This window comes from Clostridium drakei (genome assembly GCF_000633595.2).
Classification (GTDB): Bacteria; Bacillota; Clostridia; order Clostridiales; family Clostridiaceae; genus Clostridium_AM; species Clostridium_AM drakei.
The window spans coordinates 1-15,587 of record NZ_JIBU02000064.1 but is presented as its reverse complement, the minus strand read 5'-3'; the positions used below and the strand labels follow the sequence as shown (position 1 = coordinate 15,587).

12 protein-coding genes and 1 pseudogene are annotated in these 15,587 nt (G+C 28.3%); 8 read left to right on the top strand and 5 right to left on the bottom strand.

What is annotated here, in order from left to right:
• Window positions 1-22 precede the first annotated feature (22 nt).
• Together EG57_RS0223150 and EG57_RS0223145 are read left to right on the top strand one after the other, a co-directional pair.
• The gene (locus EG57_RS0223150; RefSeq protein WP_200880605.1) at window positions 23-1,006 is read left to right on the top strand and encodes a sulfide/dihydroorotate dehydrogenase-like FAD/NAD-binding protein; all 984 of its coding nucleotides are present in this window, start codon (window positions 23-25) and stop codon (window positions 1,004-1,006) included.
• A 56-nt stretch (window positions 1,007-1,062) separates the two neighbouring features.
• Window positions 1,063-2,343, top strand: a complete 1,281-nt coding sequence (locus EG57_RS0223145) for an FAD-dependent oxidoreductase (protein WP_032079454.1) — start codon at window positions 1,063-1,065, stop codon at window positions 2,341-2,343.
• Window positions 2,344-2,464: 121 nt separating this feature from the next.
• Here EG57_RS0223145 and EG57_RS0223140 read toward each other — a convergent pair whose 3' ends face one another.
• On the bottom strand, window positions 2,465-3,733 hold the full coding sequence (locus tag EG57_RS0223140) for a hypothetical protein (RefSeq protein ID WP_032079453.1): 1,269 nt from the start codon (window positions 3,731-3,733) through the stop codon (window positions 2,465-2,467).
• 281 nt (window positions 3,734-4,014) lie between these two features.
• Here EG57_RS0223140 and EG57_RS26090 point away from each other — a divergent pair, with 281 nt between their 5' ends.
• From EG57_RS26090 to EG57_RS0223125, 3 genes are all read left to right on the top strand, one after another.
• Complete coding sequence (locus EG57_RS26090) at window positions 4,015-5,592, top strand: YncE family protein (RefSeq protein WP_161782739.1); 1,578 nt, start codon at window positions 4,015-4,017, stop codon at window positions 5,590-5,592.
• Window positions 5,593-5,656: 64 nt separating this feature from the next.
• Entirely contained in the window at window positions 5,657-6,616 is a 960-nt protein-coding gene (locus EG57_RS0223130; RefSeq protein ID WP_032079452.1) for a hypothetical protein, read from the top strand.
• 16 nt (window positions 6,617-6,632) lie between these two features.
• The gene (locus EG57_RS0223125) at window positions 6,633-6,905 is read left to right on the top strand and encodes a putative Se/S carrier protein (protein WP_032079451.1); all 273 of its coding nucleotides are present in this window, start codon (window positions 6,633-6,635) and stop codon (window positions 6,903-6,905) included.
• A 17-nt stretch (window positions 6,906-6,922) separates the two neighbouring features.
• Here EG57_RS0223125 and EG57_RS0223120 read toward each other — a convergent pair whose 3' ends face one another.
• The gene (locus EG57_RS0223120; RefSeq protein ID WP_032079450.1) at window positions 6,923-8,584 is read right to left on the bottom strand and encodes a hypothetical protein; all 1,662 of its coding nucleotides are present in this window, start codon (window positions 8,582-8,584) and stop codon (window positions 6,923-6,925) included.
• A 221-nt stretch (window positions 8,585-8,805) separates the two neighbouring features.
• On the opposite strand from EG57_RS0223120, the gene EG57_RS0223115 reads away from it, so the two are divergent.
• From EG57_RS0223115 to EG57_RS0223105, 3 genes are read left to right on the top strand one after another with little or no spacing between them, the layout of a single operon-like run.
• Window positions 8,806-9,780 (top strand): CgeB family protein, encoded by a 975-nt coding sequence (locus tag EG57_RS0223115; RefSeq protein ID WP_032079449.1) that lies wholly within the window; start codon window positions 8,806-8,808, stop codon window positions 9,778-9,780.
• A 3-nt stretch (window positions 9,781-9,783) separates the two neighbouring features.
• Entirely contained in the window at window positions 9,784-10,788 is a 1,005-nt protein-coding gene (locus tag EG57_RS0223110; RefSeq protein WP_052038060.1) for a CgeB family protein, read from the top strand.
• Entirely contained in the window at window positions 10,763-11,758 is a 996-nt protein-coding gene (locus EG57_RS0223105; RefSeq protein WP_032079448.1) for a glycosyltransferase family protein, read from the top strand. Before EG57_RS0223110 ends, EG57_RS0223105 begins: the two co-directional genes overlap by 26 nt.
• A gap of 112 nt (window positions 11,759-11,870) precedes the next feature.
• Here the strand turns inward: EG57_RS0223105 and EG57_RS0223100 are convergent, their stop codons facing one another.
• The 3 genes and pseudogenes from EG57_RS0223100 to EG57_RS27355 all read right to left on the bottom strand — a co-directional run.
• Window positions 11,871-13,373, bottom strand: a complete 1,503-nt coding sequence (locus EG57_RS0223100) for a glycosyltransferase (RefSeq protein WP_084572308.1) — start codon at window positions 13,371-13,373, stop codon at window positions 11,871-11,873.
• Window positions 13,363-14,442, bottom strand: coding sequence for a tetratricopeptide repeat-containing glycosyltransferase family 2 protein (locus tag EG57_RS0223095; RefSeq protein ID WP_032079447.1), 1,080 nt, complete (start codon window positions 14,440-14,442; stop codon window positions 13,363-13,365). Before EG57_RS0223095 ends, EG57_RS0223100 begins: the two co-directional genes overlap by 11 nt.
• Before the next feature lie 240 nt (window positions 14,443-14,682).
• Window positions 14,683-15,587: pseudogene (locus tag EG57_RS27355) on the bottom strand (hypothetical protein); the annotation flags it as partial.

The window sequence follows — 15,587 nt, the reverse complement described above, 5'->3', positions numbered from 1 at the left end:
AGTGCTTTGGGAGGTAATATAATTGGATTATGAAATGAAAGACTGTATTGATGCTGGAAGCATTTATTGTCCTTGTCATTTGGCTGAAACTGGAGATTGTATATTATGTTCACAACTTTCAGGAAAAAATTTTTGTGATTGTATAAATTGGAAAGGTGTGTGCATATATCAGGAGTTTATTTTAAATAAAAGTAAGGCTAAAGATGGAAGAAAAAATTATTTATGTACAATAGTGAAAAAAGAGCAGGTAGAAGAAGGACTATATATTTTTACAATAAATGCATCCCACAGTTTAGTACATGATCTTGTATATCCAGGAAGCTTCATATTCATAAGAAATCCACAGTGTACAAATTATTATGATACACCAATTTCTATTATGGAAGCAGATACAGAGCATAACACATTAAAAATTGCAATAGAAACAAAAGGGATTAAAACAAAAAGTGTATGTAAACTCAATGAAAATGAAAAAGTGTTAGTTAGAGGACCATTTTGGAATGGTATATTGGGATTAAAAAATGTATATAAAGCAAAAGATGGTGTGTCCATAGTTATAGGACGAGGTATAGGTATAGCACCTCTAATACCTGTTTTAAAAAAGTTACATTCTAATGAAAATAATATTATAGCAATAATTGATAAAATCCCTTTTAACAACATTTTTGAAAAAGAATATTTTGAAAAGTATAATTCAGAAATATTAGAGTGTAAGATGTTGGAGCAGGGTGAACTTACGAAAGAATTAAAAGACATGATGAAACAAATCTTAAAAGTGGAAAATGTAAATTTAATTCATTGTGATGGACCAGACATACTTATTTATAGACTAATGGAGTTTATTGATGAAAATGTTAATTTTTCATGCTGTAATAATTCTAAAATGTGCTGTGGAGAAGGTGTATGTGGTTCTTGTAGTACCAGATATAAAAATCATGTGGTAAAGAAGTTGTGCAAGATGCAGATAGATCCTAAACATGTATTTAAAGCAAGAAGACTTATTTAAAGGATTTAAAGATAGGGAAATTTTAAAATTCATAATTTAATATAGGAGGTTTTTGAATGAAGGTAGTTATAATTGGCGGCGGATGGGCCGGATGTGCGGCAGCTATAAGTGCAAAAAAGGCTGGTGCAGATAATGTTTCTCTTTATGAAAAAACTGATATGCTGTTAGGGCTTGGTAACGTAGGAGGAATAATGAGAAACAATGGAAGATATACTGCATCAGAAGAATTAATGGCCTTAGGAGCAGGAGATTTAATAAATATAACTGATAGTAATACAAGGCACAAAGATGTAGATTTTCCTGGACATAAACATGCATGGCTTTATGATGTAAATAAAATTGAACCTGCAGTAAGAAGATACCTAGAAAGTATGAATATAGAATTAAATATGATATGTAGAATAATTGATGTAAACAAAGATGAAAATAAAATAAAGGGAATATATTTGTCAGATGGAACTTATGTAGAGGGAGATGTATTTATTGAAACTACAGGATCTACAGGTCCTATGGGAAACTGTTTGAGATATGGAAATGGGTGCTCAATGTGTGTACTTAGATGCCCTGCCTTTGGACCAAGAGTTAGTATAAGTATGAGAGCTGGTGTAGATGATCTTCAAGGTGAAAGAGATGACGATATATATGGAGCTTTTAGTGGTTCTTGTAAATTGTGTAAGGAAAGTCTAGCTGACAATATAGTAGAAGAGTTGGATAAAAAGGGAGTAGTTGTTTTAAAGGTCCCTAAAGAGGATGTAAATATGGATAAGCTTAAGGCAAAGGTATGCCAGCAGTATGCATTAAAAGAGTTTGCTGAAAATGTAATACTATTAGATACTGGCCATGCAAAACTTATGACATCATATTATCCACTAGAAAAGTTAAGAAAAATTAAAGGATTGGAAAATTCAAAATATGTTGATCCTTATGCAGGTGGAAAGGGGAATTCTATTAGATATTTATCTGTGGCACCTAGAACAGATGATATGAAAGTGAAAGGAATAAGTAATCTATTCTGTGGTGGTGAAAAAAGTGGACTTTTTGTAGGACATACAGAAGCTATATGTACAGGAAGCTTAGCAGGTCATAATGCAGTAAGATATTTAGTAGATAAACCATTATTAATACTTCCTAAAATGACGGTTATTGGAGATATTATAGCCTATGCTAACTATAAAATAATGACTAAGAATGGAAGAAGAAATAGATATACCTTTGCAGGAGCAGAATATTTTAAGAGAATGCAGAATATCGGTTTATATTCTATAAATAAAGAAGAGATAAGAAACAGAATAGAAAAATTAAATCTTTTGGATGTAATGAATCAAAAAATTGTTTAAATATATAGATATGAACTTGTTGTATTAAGAAGCATTATTACAAGAGGCTGTCATACGAAGGAATTTACACACAATATATTGTAGTATTTATCCTTAATGTGACAGCCATTTAAAATTAATTCTACTTGAAAAACTTACTCAACCAATTCTTTTTTAATTTTTCATTGAGATTTTCTAGTTCTTTATTTTTTGTTTCTAATTCATTTTTTAAAATTAAATTACATTGTGATAATTCTATAATTTTTTTCTCTTTTTCGGCAAGCATACATTGTAATTTCTGTATTTGTTTTTTTTCTTTTTTATTATTAAATGTTGTTTTTTCAGTCCTTGGAATAAACAAGGAACTATTTACTTGATCTTTATTTATATAGAATGAATTTGAGTTATTATTTTCAAGATTTATTATTGGATAAGGAATGTTGTTAATATCAATAGTGGAAAGTATACTTTTATAATCTTTATCTGTATTATGGTTACTTAAGTATATACCAGTAAAAAATTTTTCTTTTTTGTTTGTTAGAATTTTTTTAGAGCTCCAATCATTTGTACCATAAAAAGATTTTTTATAAACTATTTGTCCATTTTCTTCCCAGACAACATAAGTATTTCCTGATTTATTTATTATGGTAGCATGAGTTGAATTAGAAGTTTTATCTGAAAGTATAATTGGATCTGACCATTGACAATTATAGGAATTTAATTCTTTATATTTTATAAATGTTTGAATGTTTTTGTTAAAAGAACTATTATAACAAATTAGTAAAATATTTTTATTATTAATAAGAAAGCTAGCATTATTAGTAGATGAAATAGAAAGAGTATCATCATAAGTTGTCCAATTTGCTAAATTTACATTAAATTTTTTTATTATAAATTTGCTACCATTTTTTGTGCAGAATAAGTACATAGTATTATTAATTGCATCTACTATATATGGATATATATATTTTGAAGATGGAATATCTTCAATTTTAATATTATGTAAAGAATTGTTATGCAAAAAAATATGATGAATACTTTTATAAGAAGATTGAAGTTTATCTTCTAGTATATAAAAAACATGAGGCTTAAAGTTAACAATTTTTAATTTAAGAAAAGATATATTGTATTTTTCATTAATATTAAGTAAATTAATATCTTTATGAAAACTTGAGGGATATACTGTGTACCTCATAGTTCCATTAATAGAAGTATAAAGTATATGGATTTTGTCCATAGAATCAATATCAATAGAAAAATTATTAATATTTTCTTTAAATATAGATGAAGATATAAGTCCTCTATAGTCATAGGATTGTAAAAATAGATTTTTTTGATTATTTAGTGTGAATTTATAAAATATATTTTTAGAATTTCTTACCACAAAGCTACATTTATTATTATAAATCACATTTTACACCTCATTTTAATAAAAAATTGATTTTATATCTATCTTAATAAATAATATTCATACGTAGTTGTAAATATGTAAAAAGTTAAATCATAATAATTAAACTTTTCAATAAAAATCCTACAAAAACTGGTAACACAATTTTATCTATTTCATATATTAACATTAGGAGGTTTTATATTTTATTGCATTATTTATTTTGATGGATACACGATGTAATAAGATAATAATAACTTGAATAATTTAAATGATTTAAATAATTTAAGGGAGGAATGGGCCTAATGCCTGTATCGGATTTAACAAGGAGAATTAGGTATTATGTATCTAACAATGGAGCTGTATCTATTGTTGATGAGTTTACTAATGCAATTATAAAGACAATAAACACAGGATTGGGAGCTACAGAAGTTGTTCATGGAAGTGATGATAGAATATATGTAGCTAATGCGATTTCAGATACAATAACAGCTATATGTACCAATGGCACAGTAAAAACTTATAATATTCCTAATAATGGATTTTTAGATGTAGATGCTGAAGATGCTAAATTATATGTATCAAATGGACCAACTGTTACAGTAAATGATTTATTAAGTGGGTCATTAATAGCAACTATATCATGTTTTACTAATGCACAATATATAAAGCTAAATGCTAATGGAAATTTGTTATATGTTGTGGATACTGGAGACAACTCCGTAAAAGTAATTAGTACACTAACTTTAACTGAAGTAGCTAGAATACCAACAGGAACAGCACCAAATTTTATATTATTAAATAATAATGAAACCAAGGCATATGTGTCAAATTCAGGAAGTTCAAGCATAACTGTAATAAAACTTAGTGATTATTCGATCTTAGCTACTATACCATTAGGAGCAAGTGTACCAGGAGCTATACCATATGGACTTGCCATTTTCGGCAATATTTTGTATGTTGCAGATACAACAGGAAATCTAATACCAGTAAACATACTAACAAACACTCCGATGGCTGCCATCCCACTAGGTGGAAGTCCTCAAAGAGTAATAGTATCACCTGATAAAACAAGGCTATATGTAACGAATTTTGGAAATATGAGTGTAAATATAATAGATCCTCTAACAAATGTTTTAACAGGAACTATTAGTGGATTTGTAGGTGGACCTATAGGTATTGTAGGAGCTTATGAGGGATCTTTAATTTCTCCAGGTGATCCTATTGATTTAACTGACAGCTATCAGTTAGATGATATTTCTGAATCAGTGTGTATCATAACTGAGAAAGTTTTTGCACATTGCCAACAAAGGGTTTGCTTCCCTAATTTTAAAGTAACTTTCCCTTGTACGGGTGGACCATTTGTAATAGAAAAAATAACGTTTGGAAATGGTATAATAGTACCAGGAACAGAAGTAAGAACGCCAATACCTGAAAGACCAAATTTCTCTAGAGTTCAATTTACATTAGAAGTTCCTTATACAATAACTTATGTAAATGTAGCAGGAATTGAAGGTGAAATAACTGGTACATTACCATGTATAGATAAAGATATAGTATTATTTATTCCAGAATCTAGAGATGAGTTTGATTTTAATTTAAAAATAGAAACCAGATCAGAGATTTTAAATAATCCTACTTTTGTAGATGAAGTGTTAAACTTTACAGTTGGAGTATTTATAGTAATAAAAGTAACAGGAGTAGTTCAACTTCTAATACCAGCATTTGGATATTGTCCAGCACCACCAGAATGTGAAGAATTCATGTTGCCAGAAGAAGAAAATGTATGTGAAAGATTTATAGATTTTACTCAGACACCGTTCCCAGAAGATTTCTTCCCATATCAATATGAAGATATAAATTGCTCAAATTGTACTAATTAAATATAAAAATTAATAAGAGAGCAGGCTATTGTCTGCTCTAAATTATTAGTTGGAGGATTGATTAATGGAAAAATTTAAAGATAATTCAACTGAAGAAGAATTTAAAATAGAAGCAGTAGAGTTTTATAATAAGTATAAGAAATATGAAGAAACATTTAAGCTTATACAAAGCAAAGGATTTATAGATACAGTATCAAAATTATATAACTTAATAAACAAAAACACTAATAGAATATTAATAAAAACTTATGAAAACATAGAAGATAAAAAAAGAATTATGATGGACAAATATTCTATGAATCAGCATAAATTTATAGCTTTAAGTGACAAGTCTGAAATAATTGAAATATATAATTATGATAAAGTTGCAGCATATGCGTTAATAAGTTATGAAAATGAGATAGATTTTGGACAATATGCATTTTTACATTTTATAAATTTTATAAATAGTGGAGATAGTAAAAATTATAAAAAATTTGAAAGGCTTATGATTCAAAAAATAAAAAGTAAATCAATATTATATTTTGACAGAATTATAAGTTTTCAATCTGATGATAACAAGGATGAAAGAGCTTTGGAAGAAATTAAAAATATGGGATATATATGCATATGGAAAAATTGCACTATTGAGTTGAATATAGGAGATTTTTCTGAATTGAAAGTAAAAGTAAATATGAAAAAAGTAAAAAACATAGATATGGACTATACAGCTATAGGGAAAATAATACCATCAAGATTTGAAAACAGAAACAATATTTATGAAGGTATCTTACAAAAAGAAAAGTTTTTTATAAATATAGTTAATAAAAAAGATAAAGCTTTTGTAAATTTTTATATTTACAATGGAAAACTTGATGATAAAGATTATATTATCGAAGTATACAAAATAACTTTTAAGTTTTTATCAGAACATAATATAAACAAATTAGTCACATTTATATCTCCAGAAAATATAATATTATTGAACAATACTATAAATATTAATATATTACAAAATATATATTGGCTAAGAAAACAGCTATAATTGGGAGTTGTTATATATGTATAAGAATGAACAATCTCAGTGCCTGCTAGTTTTTGCTTCGCGTAATCAAGCTGTATTTCTATTTAATAAACTTATAAAAAAGGGGTATAAAGTTAAACTTATATCCACTCCATGTAGTATTTCTGCTGGGTGTACTCAATCTATAAAGTTTATGGAAAATGATATACAAGCAATAATGGCAGAGGCTAAAAATAGCAATATGATGATAAAAGGTATATATCAAATAACTAAAAATGGAGCTAAGTATAGCTATATAAAAATAATTTAAAACGCTAAAAGGACCATTTAATGGTCCTTTTTAAATAAATCTATAAAGCTTTTCTTTTTTGATATTTGAACATCTTCAATATTTTTATTTTCAAGTTCTTGTATTTGACTGTATAGATTTTGTATTAACAAGTCTTTTTCGGATGCTAGATTTTTTAAAGAAGAGTATGAGTTGTTTAAGCTTTCAATTTCAGCTTCACTTGATTTTAGATTGTTTTTTAAATGTTCTATTTCAGCATTTTTTAAATTAAGATTAGTGTTAGATTTATCCAGATCATTTTGCTTTAAGTTAAAACTATTTTTTAATTGTTCTATTTCATTTTCCTTTGAAATAATGATATTTTTAAACTTTTCAAGTTCATCTTCTCTTAAGTGAATAGTAGTTTTTAGTTGTTCTATTTCAACATTTTTTGAGTTAAGGGTATCTTGAAGATAATCAATTTTATTATTCTGGTAATCCATACAATCTTTTACTTCATCCTTTGAATTATCTGTTTTTTCTTCATTTTCAAGGTTTTCATTTTCAAAATCGTCACTATCATTATAAATAGTTTTATTTATTAAACCACTATTTTTAGCAATTATCTTTAAGGTTTCTTTTAGAGGACCATTAAGAGGGTTAAACTTTTGGTCTGTTCTTATTGTATCTACTTTTAGGAAGTCTTTAATATTATTATCTTCAAAAATACTATTAAGAGGATTTATACTAATAAAAAATAAAAAGTTATTTTTATAAGCATGATATGAGGTTTCTTTCGCTATATATTTACAACTAACTATTATATTTTTAAATGTAATTGATTTAATTTCAATTAAGCTGGCAGTTTTATAAAAAGATTTCCCTAGAAATAAAGTATTATTTTCTTTCCAAAATAGAAATAGTGCATCATTATTATACAATATAGATGGTAATGAAAAATCAAAATTATTAGTTTTTGCTAATAAGTCATCAGACCATGCTGAACTATTTACATTGAAGTCTTTAAATTTTAAAAGTGTATTGATAGATCTATTAATATATGAGTTGTAGCATATAATACCAATGCCTGTTTCATTTATAAAAAATTCTGCATTTTGGCAGTTCATAAGATTTATGTTATTTTCTATAGTTGACCATAAGCTAAATGAAATACTAAATTTTTGTATACAATATTGATAAGAAATATTCGTTGAGTGGAATATATAAATATTATTTTTGTAAAAATCAATATTGTATGGTAATGAATTTTTAATAAATGATATTTCTGTAAGTTTTTTAGAAATCCATAAATTGTTATGAAAGAAACTATGATGTATAGACCATTTATCAACATTATATTTACTTTGTATCATATAAAAAATATGAATATCAGAAGATATAATTTTTATAGTAACATAATTAATTTTATAATCTTTAGATTGAACACTGCTTATTGTCTTTTCTATATTAGGAAAATCTAAAGTTGAATATTTTAAGAGTCCATCTTCAGTTATAAATGCAATATGAATTTTATCTTTATCATCCATATCTACGGAATAATCAAGTACATATTGTTTATAGGTGAATCTGTTATTAACATTAGCATTAGGATCAAGATCATTATAACTTTCTACAATCAGATTATGAGAGGAATCTAAATTGAATTTATAAATAATATTTTCTGAATTTTTTATAATGTAAGGCAAATTCTTGTGAATCATAAAATAACCTTCCTTATTATAATTATTAAAAAGAAATAATAGTCATATATATATTAATTGGTATTAATATATATGAAATAAAAGAGAATTTTATTAATCTAATTTTATTAATCTAATTTTATAATTAGATTTATTCACGATTTTTTTGTTTCAACATATAATAATATGTAAGTAGGTAATTAATTATAGCCATTTAATCAATAGATGAAATGGAGGTTACAATGAAAATACTTCTTTTGGAGGATGCACCTATTTTTAAATATGGATTTGCTTCAGCTATGATAAAAAAGGGGATTGAAGTTAAATACACTTCACTTTGTGTAGAGATAAATAGAGGAAATTTATATGCACTTCAAGAAGAAATAGAAGAATTTAAACCTGACGCTATATTAAATGCTGGTATGTGCATTATGAATAACTTAGATAAAATGCTTAACATAATAAAAAGTTATTTTATTCCTTATATATACTGGGCTATAGAAGATCCTGTCTATTTTACTCATGTTTCACTAAAGAACGCTTTAGCAGCCTCAATGTGCATGACTACAGCTATAGAATGTATTCCTAAATACAAAAGATATGGAATACATGCTGAATTAATGATGTTTGGGTGTAATAAGGATTTTCATTACAAAGGAAATATCAACCCTAAATTTGACCATGACATAATATTTATAGGCAATAATTATAAACAACATTTTTCAAGAAAAAAGGGAATAGATATTATTTTAAAACCTTTAATTCAAAGGGGATATGATATTAAGGTTTATGGAAATGATTGGTGGTTTGACACTTCTCAAAATTTTGTGCTTGATAGAAAATATTATGGTGGATACTGTGCTTATGAAGAACTTCCAGATGCTTATGCTACAGCTAAAATTGCACTTGGAGTACATTCAGTTGCCAATTCTAACACTATGATGAGTATGAGAACATTTGAAATTATGGGTTGTGGAGGATTCTATTTAACACAATATACTCCAGCTATTCAAAAATGTTTTTTAAATGAAAAACATTTAGTTTGGAGTGAAAATTCATATGATACATTAAGGATGGTAGAACGATATTTAAACAATCAGGATGGCAGGGAAAGAATAGCCTTAGAAGGTCAGAAAGAATGCTATTTAAAGCATGACTATGATAAAAAAGTTGATATATTTATATATGAATTAAAGCGTAGAAAACTTTGGAGATAGGTGATGAAATTGAAAATTATGACTCTAAGTACAGCTCCAATTATAAAATTTGGAATTGGTTTTGCTATGGGAAAAAGTGAAATAGATGTTATATATACTGACTTTGGAAAAGAAATTTCTATTGGAAAATATCAAACATTAATAGAGGCTATCAAAAAATATAAACCAGATGCTTTTTTTTATGAACATGTAGCAATATTTAGAAATAGAGATATATTTTTTAACATAGCAGAAAGATATAATATTCCAATACTATATTGGGCTATAGATGATCCTATAGAGATGATGAGCGAATCTATAAAACATGCAAGAAAATCAATATTGACTTTTACTCCAGCTATTGAATGTATAGGAAAATATAAGTCAATGGGTATTAATGCATCATTTTTAATGTTTGGTTGTAATGAAGATATTCATCTTCCAGGAAAATATAATAAAAAATTTGATCATGATATAGTGTTTATAGGAAACAATTACTCAAGATACCCTGCAAGACTTCAGGGATATAAAATTATGCTAGAACCTTTGATAAAAAGAGGATATGATATAAAAGTTTATGGAAATGAATGGTGGATAGATGGTAGTCAGAAATTTACAATAGATAAAAAATTTTATGGTGGATATTGTGAATATGATGAAATAAAGGATGCATGTGCATCCGCTAAAATAATGCTGGGTGTTCATTCTATTAATAGCTCTTCTACAATGATGAGTATGAAAACCTTTGAGATTCTTGGCTCTAGAGGTTTCTATATTACTCAATATACACCGGCAATTAAAAATTATTTTGTTAATAATAAACATTTAGTTTGGAGCAAAAGTCATTTAGAAACACTGAGAAATGTAGATAATTATTTAGTGAGAAAAAGTGATAGAGACTATATTTCTTTAGAAGGACAGAAAGAATGTTATTTGAAACATAGTTATAAAGATAAAGTGAATTTTTTTATTAATGAATTAAAAAGGAAAGGAATATGGAAATATGATAACATTTATTCAAATGCCTAGTGTTCCTTTTGATTGGATGGTTCAAAGGCCGCAGCAAATTATGACTAAGCTTGCTAGACATGGATATAAGGTTTATTATTTTACCAGCAAAGGAGCAAATGGAATAGTACAAAGAGAACCTAATCTTAATATAGTATCTGGAAACTATAATCCTGAGGATATAAAAACTGAAGGAAGTGTAATTCTGTGGTGTAGTTCGCCAAATCAGTTTCTCAATGTAGACAAGATTTATCATGATTATGTAATATATGATGTTGTAGACGATGCTTCTGATGAGTTTAGTACATGGCAACCTTATATTAACAAGATGCTTGAAAAAGCTAATATAGTTTTTACAACAGCTGACAAACTTTATGAAAAGTTTAGAAAACTTCATCCTAAAGTTTATCTTTTAAATAATGCAGTTGATTTAGACAATTTTTCTTTAAATAAGGTTAATAAGCCAAAGGATTTACCTACATTTAAACCTATAGTTGGTTATGTGGGAGCTGTAGCTAGCTGGATGGATTGGGATACTATAGATTTCATAACCAAAAAATCAAGATACAATTTTGTTTTTGTAGGTCCATTTTATAATGGATTTAAGCCACCGTTAATAAAGAGTAATATTTATTATTTAGGAATTAAAAATTACAATGAGCTTCCATATTATATAAATAATTTCAATTGCTGTATTATACCTTTTAAAGTTAATAACATGACTAATAGTTGTAATCCAGTTAAACTTTATGAATATTTTTCACTTGGCAAACCTGTGGTTACTACTAATATGAGAGAAATTAATAAGTTTTCTAATGTATGTTATATAGCTAATAATGCTGTAGAATTTAAAGATTATATTGATAAAGCTGTTAATGAAAAAAGTAATGAAATGGTAAATAGACGAATTATAACGGCCAGGGAAAATAGTTGGGATTCTAGAATAAATAATATCAAAAAAATTTTATATAATGAATTTCAAGTAATTTAAATACAAATAAAACTATTGTTAATTAGCAGGTATTAGATAGGTAAATTTCCCCCATAGTATGGGGGAAATGCTAATTATCCAATAGTTTTTTTAATAGTGTGGAAATGTAAAGTCATTTTTTTAAGATTCCTTCTAGAAATTTTTTATTACTAATTATCATTTCATTATTAGGATTTAGTTTCAATGCAAGTTCATTATTTTCGTAGGATTTTTTTACATCTCCTGTTCTATAATAACAAACACATAATTGGATAAATGGCAGCCATGTCCAACAGGATTCGTATAAAATTTCCTTTGGTTTTTCCAATTTTGTAGCAAGTTCAAACCAGAAAATTGCCTTGTCAAGCTCATTATTTTGAAGAAATTGATACCCTAGCTTACAGCAAAATTCAGCACGAGGAGGACCATATTCAAAAGATTTAAAGATAAATTTTCTTTCTTTATCTAAATCCTTTAGATTGAAATAAAGATCTGAGATTTTATTGCATATTTTTATCTTGTGCATTTTTGATAAATCTGGAAAGGATAAAAATTGCTCATAATATTTAATAGCTTCCATAAAGTTACCTATTTCCTGTAGTTTGTCACCATAATTATAATTTACTTCTTCAGTGATTATTTTATTATATAGCTTTAAATATTCTTCTGCCATAACAGTTGATGAAAAATTTTTTTCCACATATTCACGAAGTAGTTTTGATTTTGGAAATTGATTCATATTAAGCTTAAGCACCATTTCATCTACTGAAGAGCAAACTAGATCAGGAAATCCCTTCATAACTTCAGGAACTGCACCATTATGGAAGGCAAGTACAGGAGTGCCACAAGCCATTGCTTCAATCATTACAAGACCAAAAGGTTCTTCACAACAAGTTGGGAAAAGAAAACATTTGGCTTTTTTAAATAAGTCCTGTTTTTGCTGTCCTCCTACTTCGCCTATATACTGGAGTTTAGGATTATTTTTAATTCTTGGAGCAATTTCTTTATTATAATATTCATAATTAAAAATAGGACCAGCAATTATAAGTTTATGATTAGTTTTTTCAGCAACATCAATAGACTCTTTTATGCCTTTATGCCAATCTAGTACACCTAAAAAGAGAAGATAATCATCTTTAATATCGGAGAATTCATATTCATTAAGATTTATGCCATTATAAACGAAGAAACCATGATTTTTACCAGCTACCTCTAAAGTTCGCTTGCTTAAATAAACAGGATAATCAACAGGATTGTTTCTGCATGCATGGATAGTACATATTGTTGGGACAGGAAGCTTTTTAAGACCTACAATAGAAGCATGAGTATGATCATGTATTATATCTACATTATCAGGCAGTGTATTCTGTACAAAGTCTGCAATACTTTGTGGGTTTGGAATAGTATGCTCATAATTGATAATTTTAGCACTACATTGACTTCCTTTGGGAGCATAAAGATATACATCATGACCTAATTTTACAAGTTCTTCAGTTAAGGTATAAACAACTCTTTCAATTCCACCATAGTTTAAAGGAGGAATAGGATAATAATCTGGAGCTACCTGTACAATTCTTAATGGACGAGATGGACCTGAATTGTTAGTAGTATTTTTTTCTATAGTGTTACTTGCCATTTTTCAATATCCCCTCCAATAATGATTTATTATTCAGTATCATTTTATCTGCTGGTCTGAAAGAACGAGCTATCTCATTGTGTTCATAAGATTTTTTATAATCTCCAAGCCTATAGTAGCATACACACAATTGAATATGAGGCAGCCAGGTCCAATAGCTATCTAGGAAAAATCCCCAATTTCCATCAGGTTTCTTTAATTCAGAAGCAAGTTTATACCAGAATGATGCATTTCCTATATCGTTTTTACTAAGGAAATAGTAACCAAGTTTGCAGCAGAATTCAGCTCTTGGAGTACTAAGTTCAAAAGACTTCCACACATATTCAAGTTCTTTTTCAGGATTTCCTAAATGGGAGTAAATATCTGAAATTTTATAGCAGGATGAAATTCTATCTTCAATCCAACCTTCTTTTAAATTTAAAAAAATAGAATAATTTTCAGCGGCTTTTTCATAAAATCCATTGTCTAGTAATTCATTAGCATAATAGTAACGGTCACGAGGTGAAAATTCATCACCTTTTTTTAATCTTTTTTCGAATATAGCTAGATTACGACCAGATTTTGAATGAATTCTCTTATGAGAAACAGCAATATCAGCATTAAAAATATTGCCATTTACTGCAAGATATTCATGGACAGGGCCGTACCATTTGAACATAAGCTTACGCTTTACCAAACGGTTTCGTCGTAAACTTAAAGTTACATTTCCAAATTCATCAAAAGCATAATTATATATCATGGTCACTGAATCTATAGAATCATTCAGTGAATTTTTTAATTGTATTAATTTTTTTTGATCTTCAGAAAGCATCACATCATCTGCATCGAGCCAAAGAATATAATCCTTGGTGGCTTTGCTGAAGGAATAGTTTCTTGCTGCAGAAAAATCGTCAATCCATTCAAAAAAGAATACATTATCAGTATATTTTTTTGCTATTTCAACAGTATTATCTGTGGAACCGGTATCTACAATAACAATCTCATCTGCAATATCTTTTATTGATTCTAAACAGTTTTGTAAAACATCAGATTCATTTTTTACAATCATACAAAGGCTAATTGAAATCATATTATCACCTTCTTAAAATTTGTCACACTATATAATATGGGAAAGAAAAAATTCTGATACAATTATTGAAAGACTTAGTAATTCTAATATTAAATTTTATTGATTAGTAGAGTGGTAGTAAGAGAAAAAAGGAGTTGTCACATTAATTTAATGTGACAACTCTTTTGAAAATATACATTTAATTTATAATATTTAATTTATAATATTTAATTGATAACTAATGAGAAATATTCTTAATTATTAGAACTTCATGATGTTTAAATTAATATTATTTCCCGTAGATGCTGAATTAGCATTAGAAGCTGTTGTTACCTTAACATTAATAATATACTGAGAGGAAGCAGCATCAGCATCAGCTACATCTACATACGTGTTTGATATAGGAAATCTTTGATTACCTGCAACTGTTCCAATTGCATTATCAAGTCTAGTATTAATTAGTGATCCGTCCTTATATAATCTTATTTCAAATGCAATGGACCAGTTTTCAGTAACATTAAATTCAATTGACAAAGTATAATCAATTTTAAGCATTTGGCCTGCTTTGATATTTGAAACAGTAGTAGTTACAACTGGCACCTCTGTATTTAGTGCTATTTCTGGTGTCTCTGTATTTAGTGCTATTTTGCTAGGGCTATAGACCATAAGTGGTCCGGATGCATTATTAAAACTTAAAATTGCAACAGCACCTTGAGGACCAGTAGGGCCGGTAGCCCCAGTAGGACCAGTGACACCGTCAGCCCCAGTAGGACCGGTAGCACCTTGAAGTCCAGTAGCTCCAGTAACACCATCAGCTCCAGTAGGCCCAGTTATACCTTGAAGTCCGGTAGCTCCGGTAATGCCTTGAGCGCCAGTAGGTCCGGTAGCACCATCAGCGCCAGTAGGACCAGTAGTACCTTGAAGTCCAGTAGCTCCGGTAATGCCTTGAGCGCCAGTAGGACCGGTAACACCATCAGCGCCAGTAGGACCAGTAGTACCTTGAAGTCCAGTAGCTCCGGTAATACCTTGAGTGCCAGCAGGTCCGGTAGCACCATCAGCCCCAGTAGGACCGGTTACGCCTTGGAGTCCGGTAGCTCCAGTAATGCCTTGAGCGCCAGTAGGACCGGTAACACCGTCAGCTCCAGTAGCACCAGTTACCCCTTGGA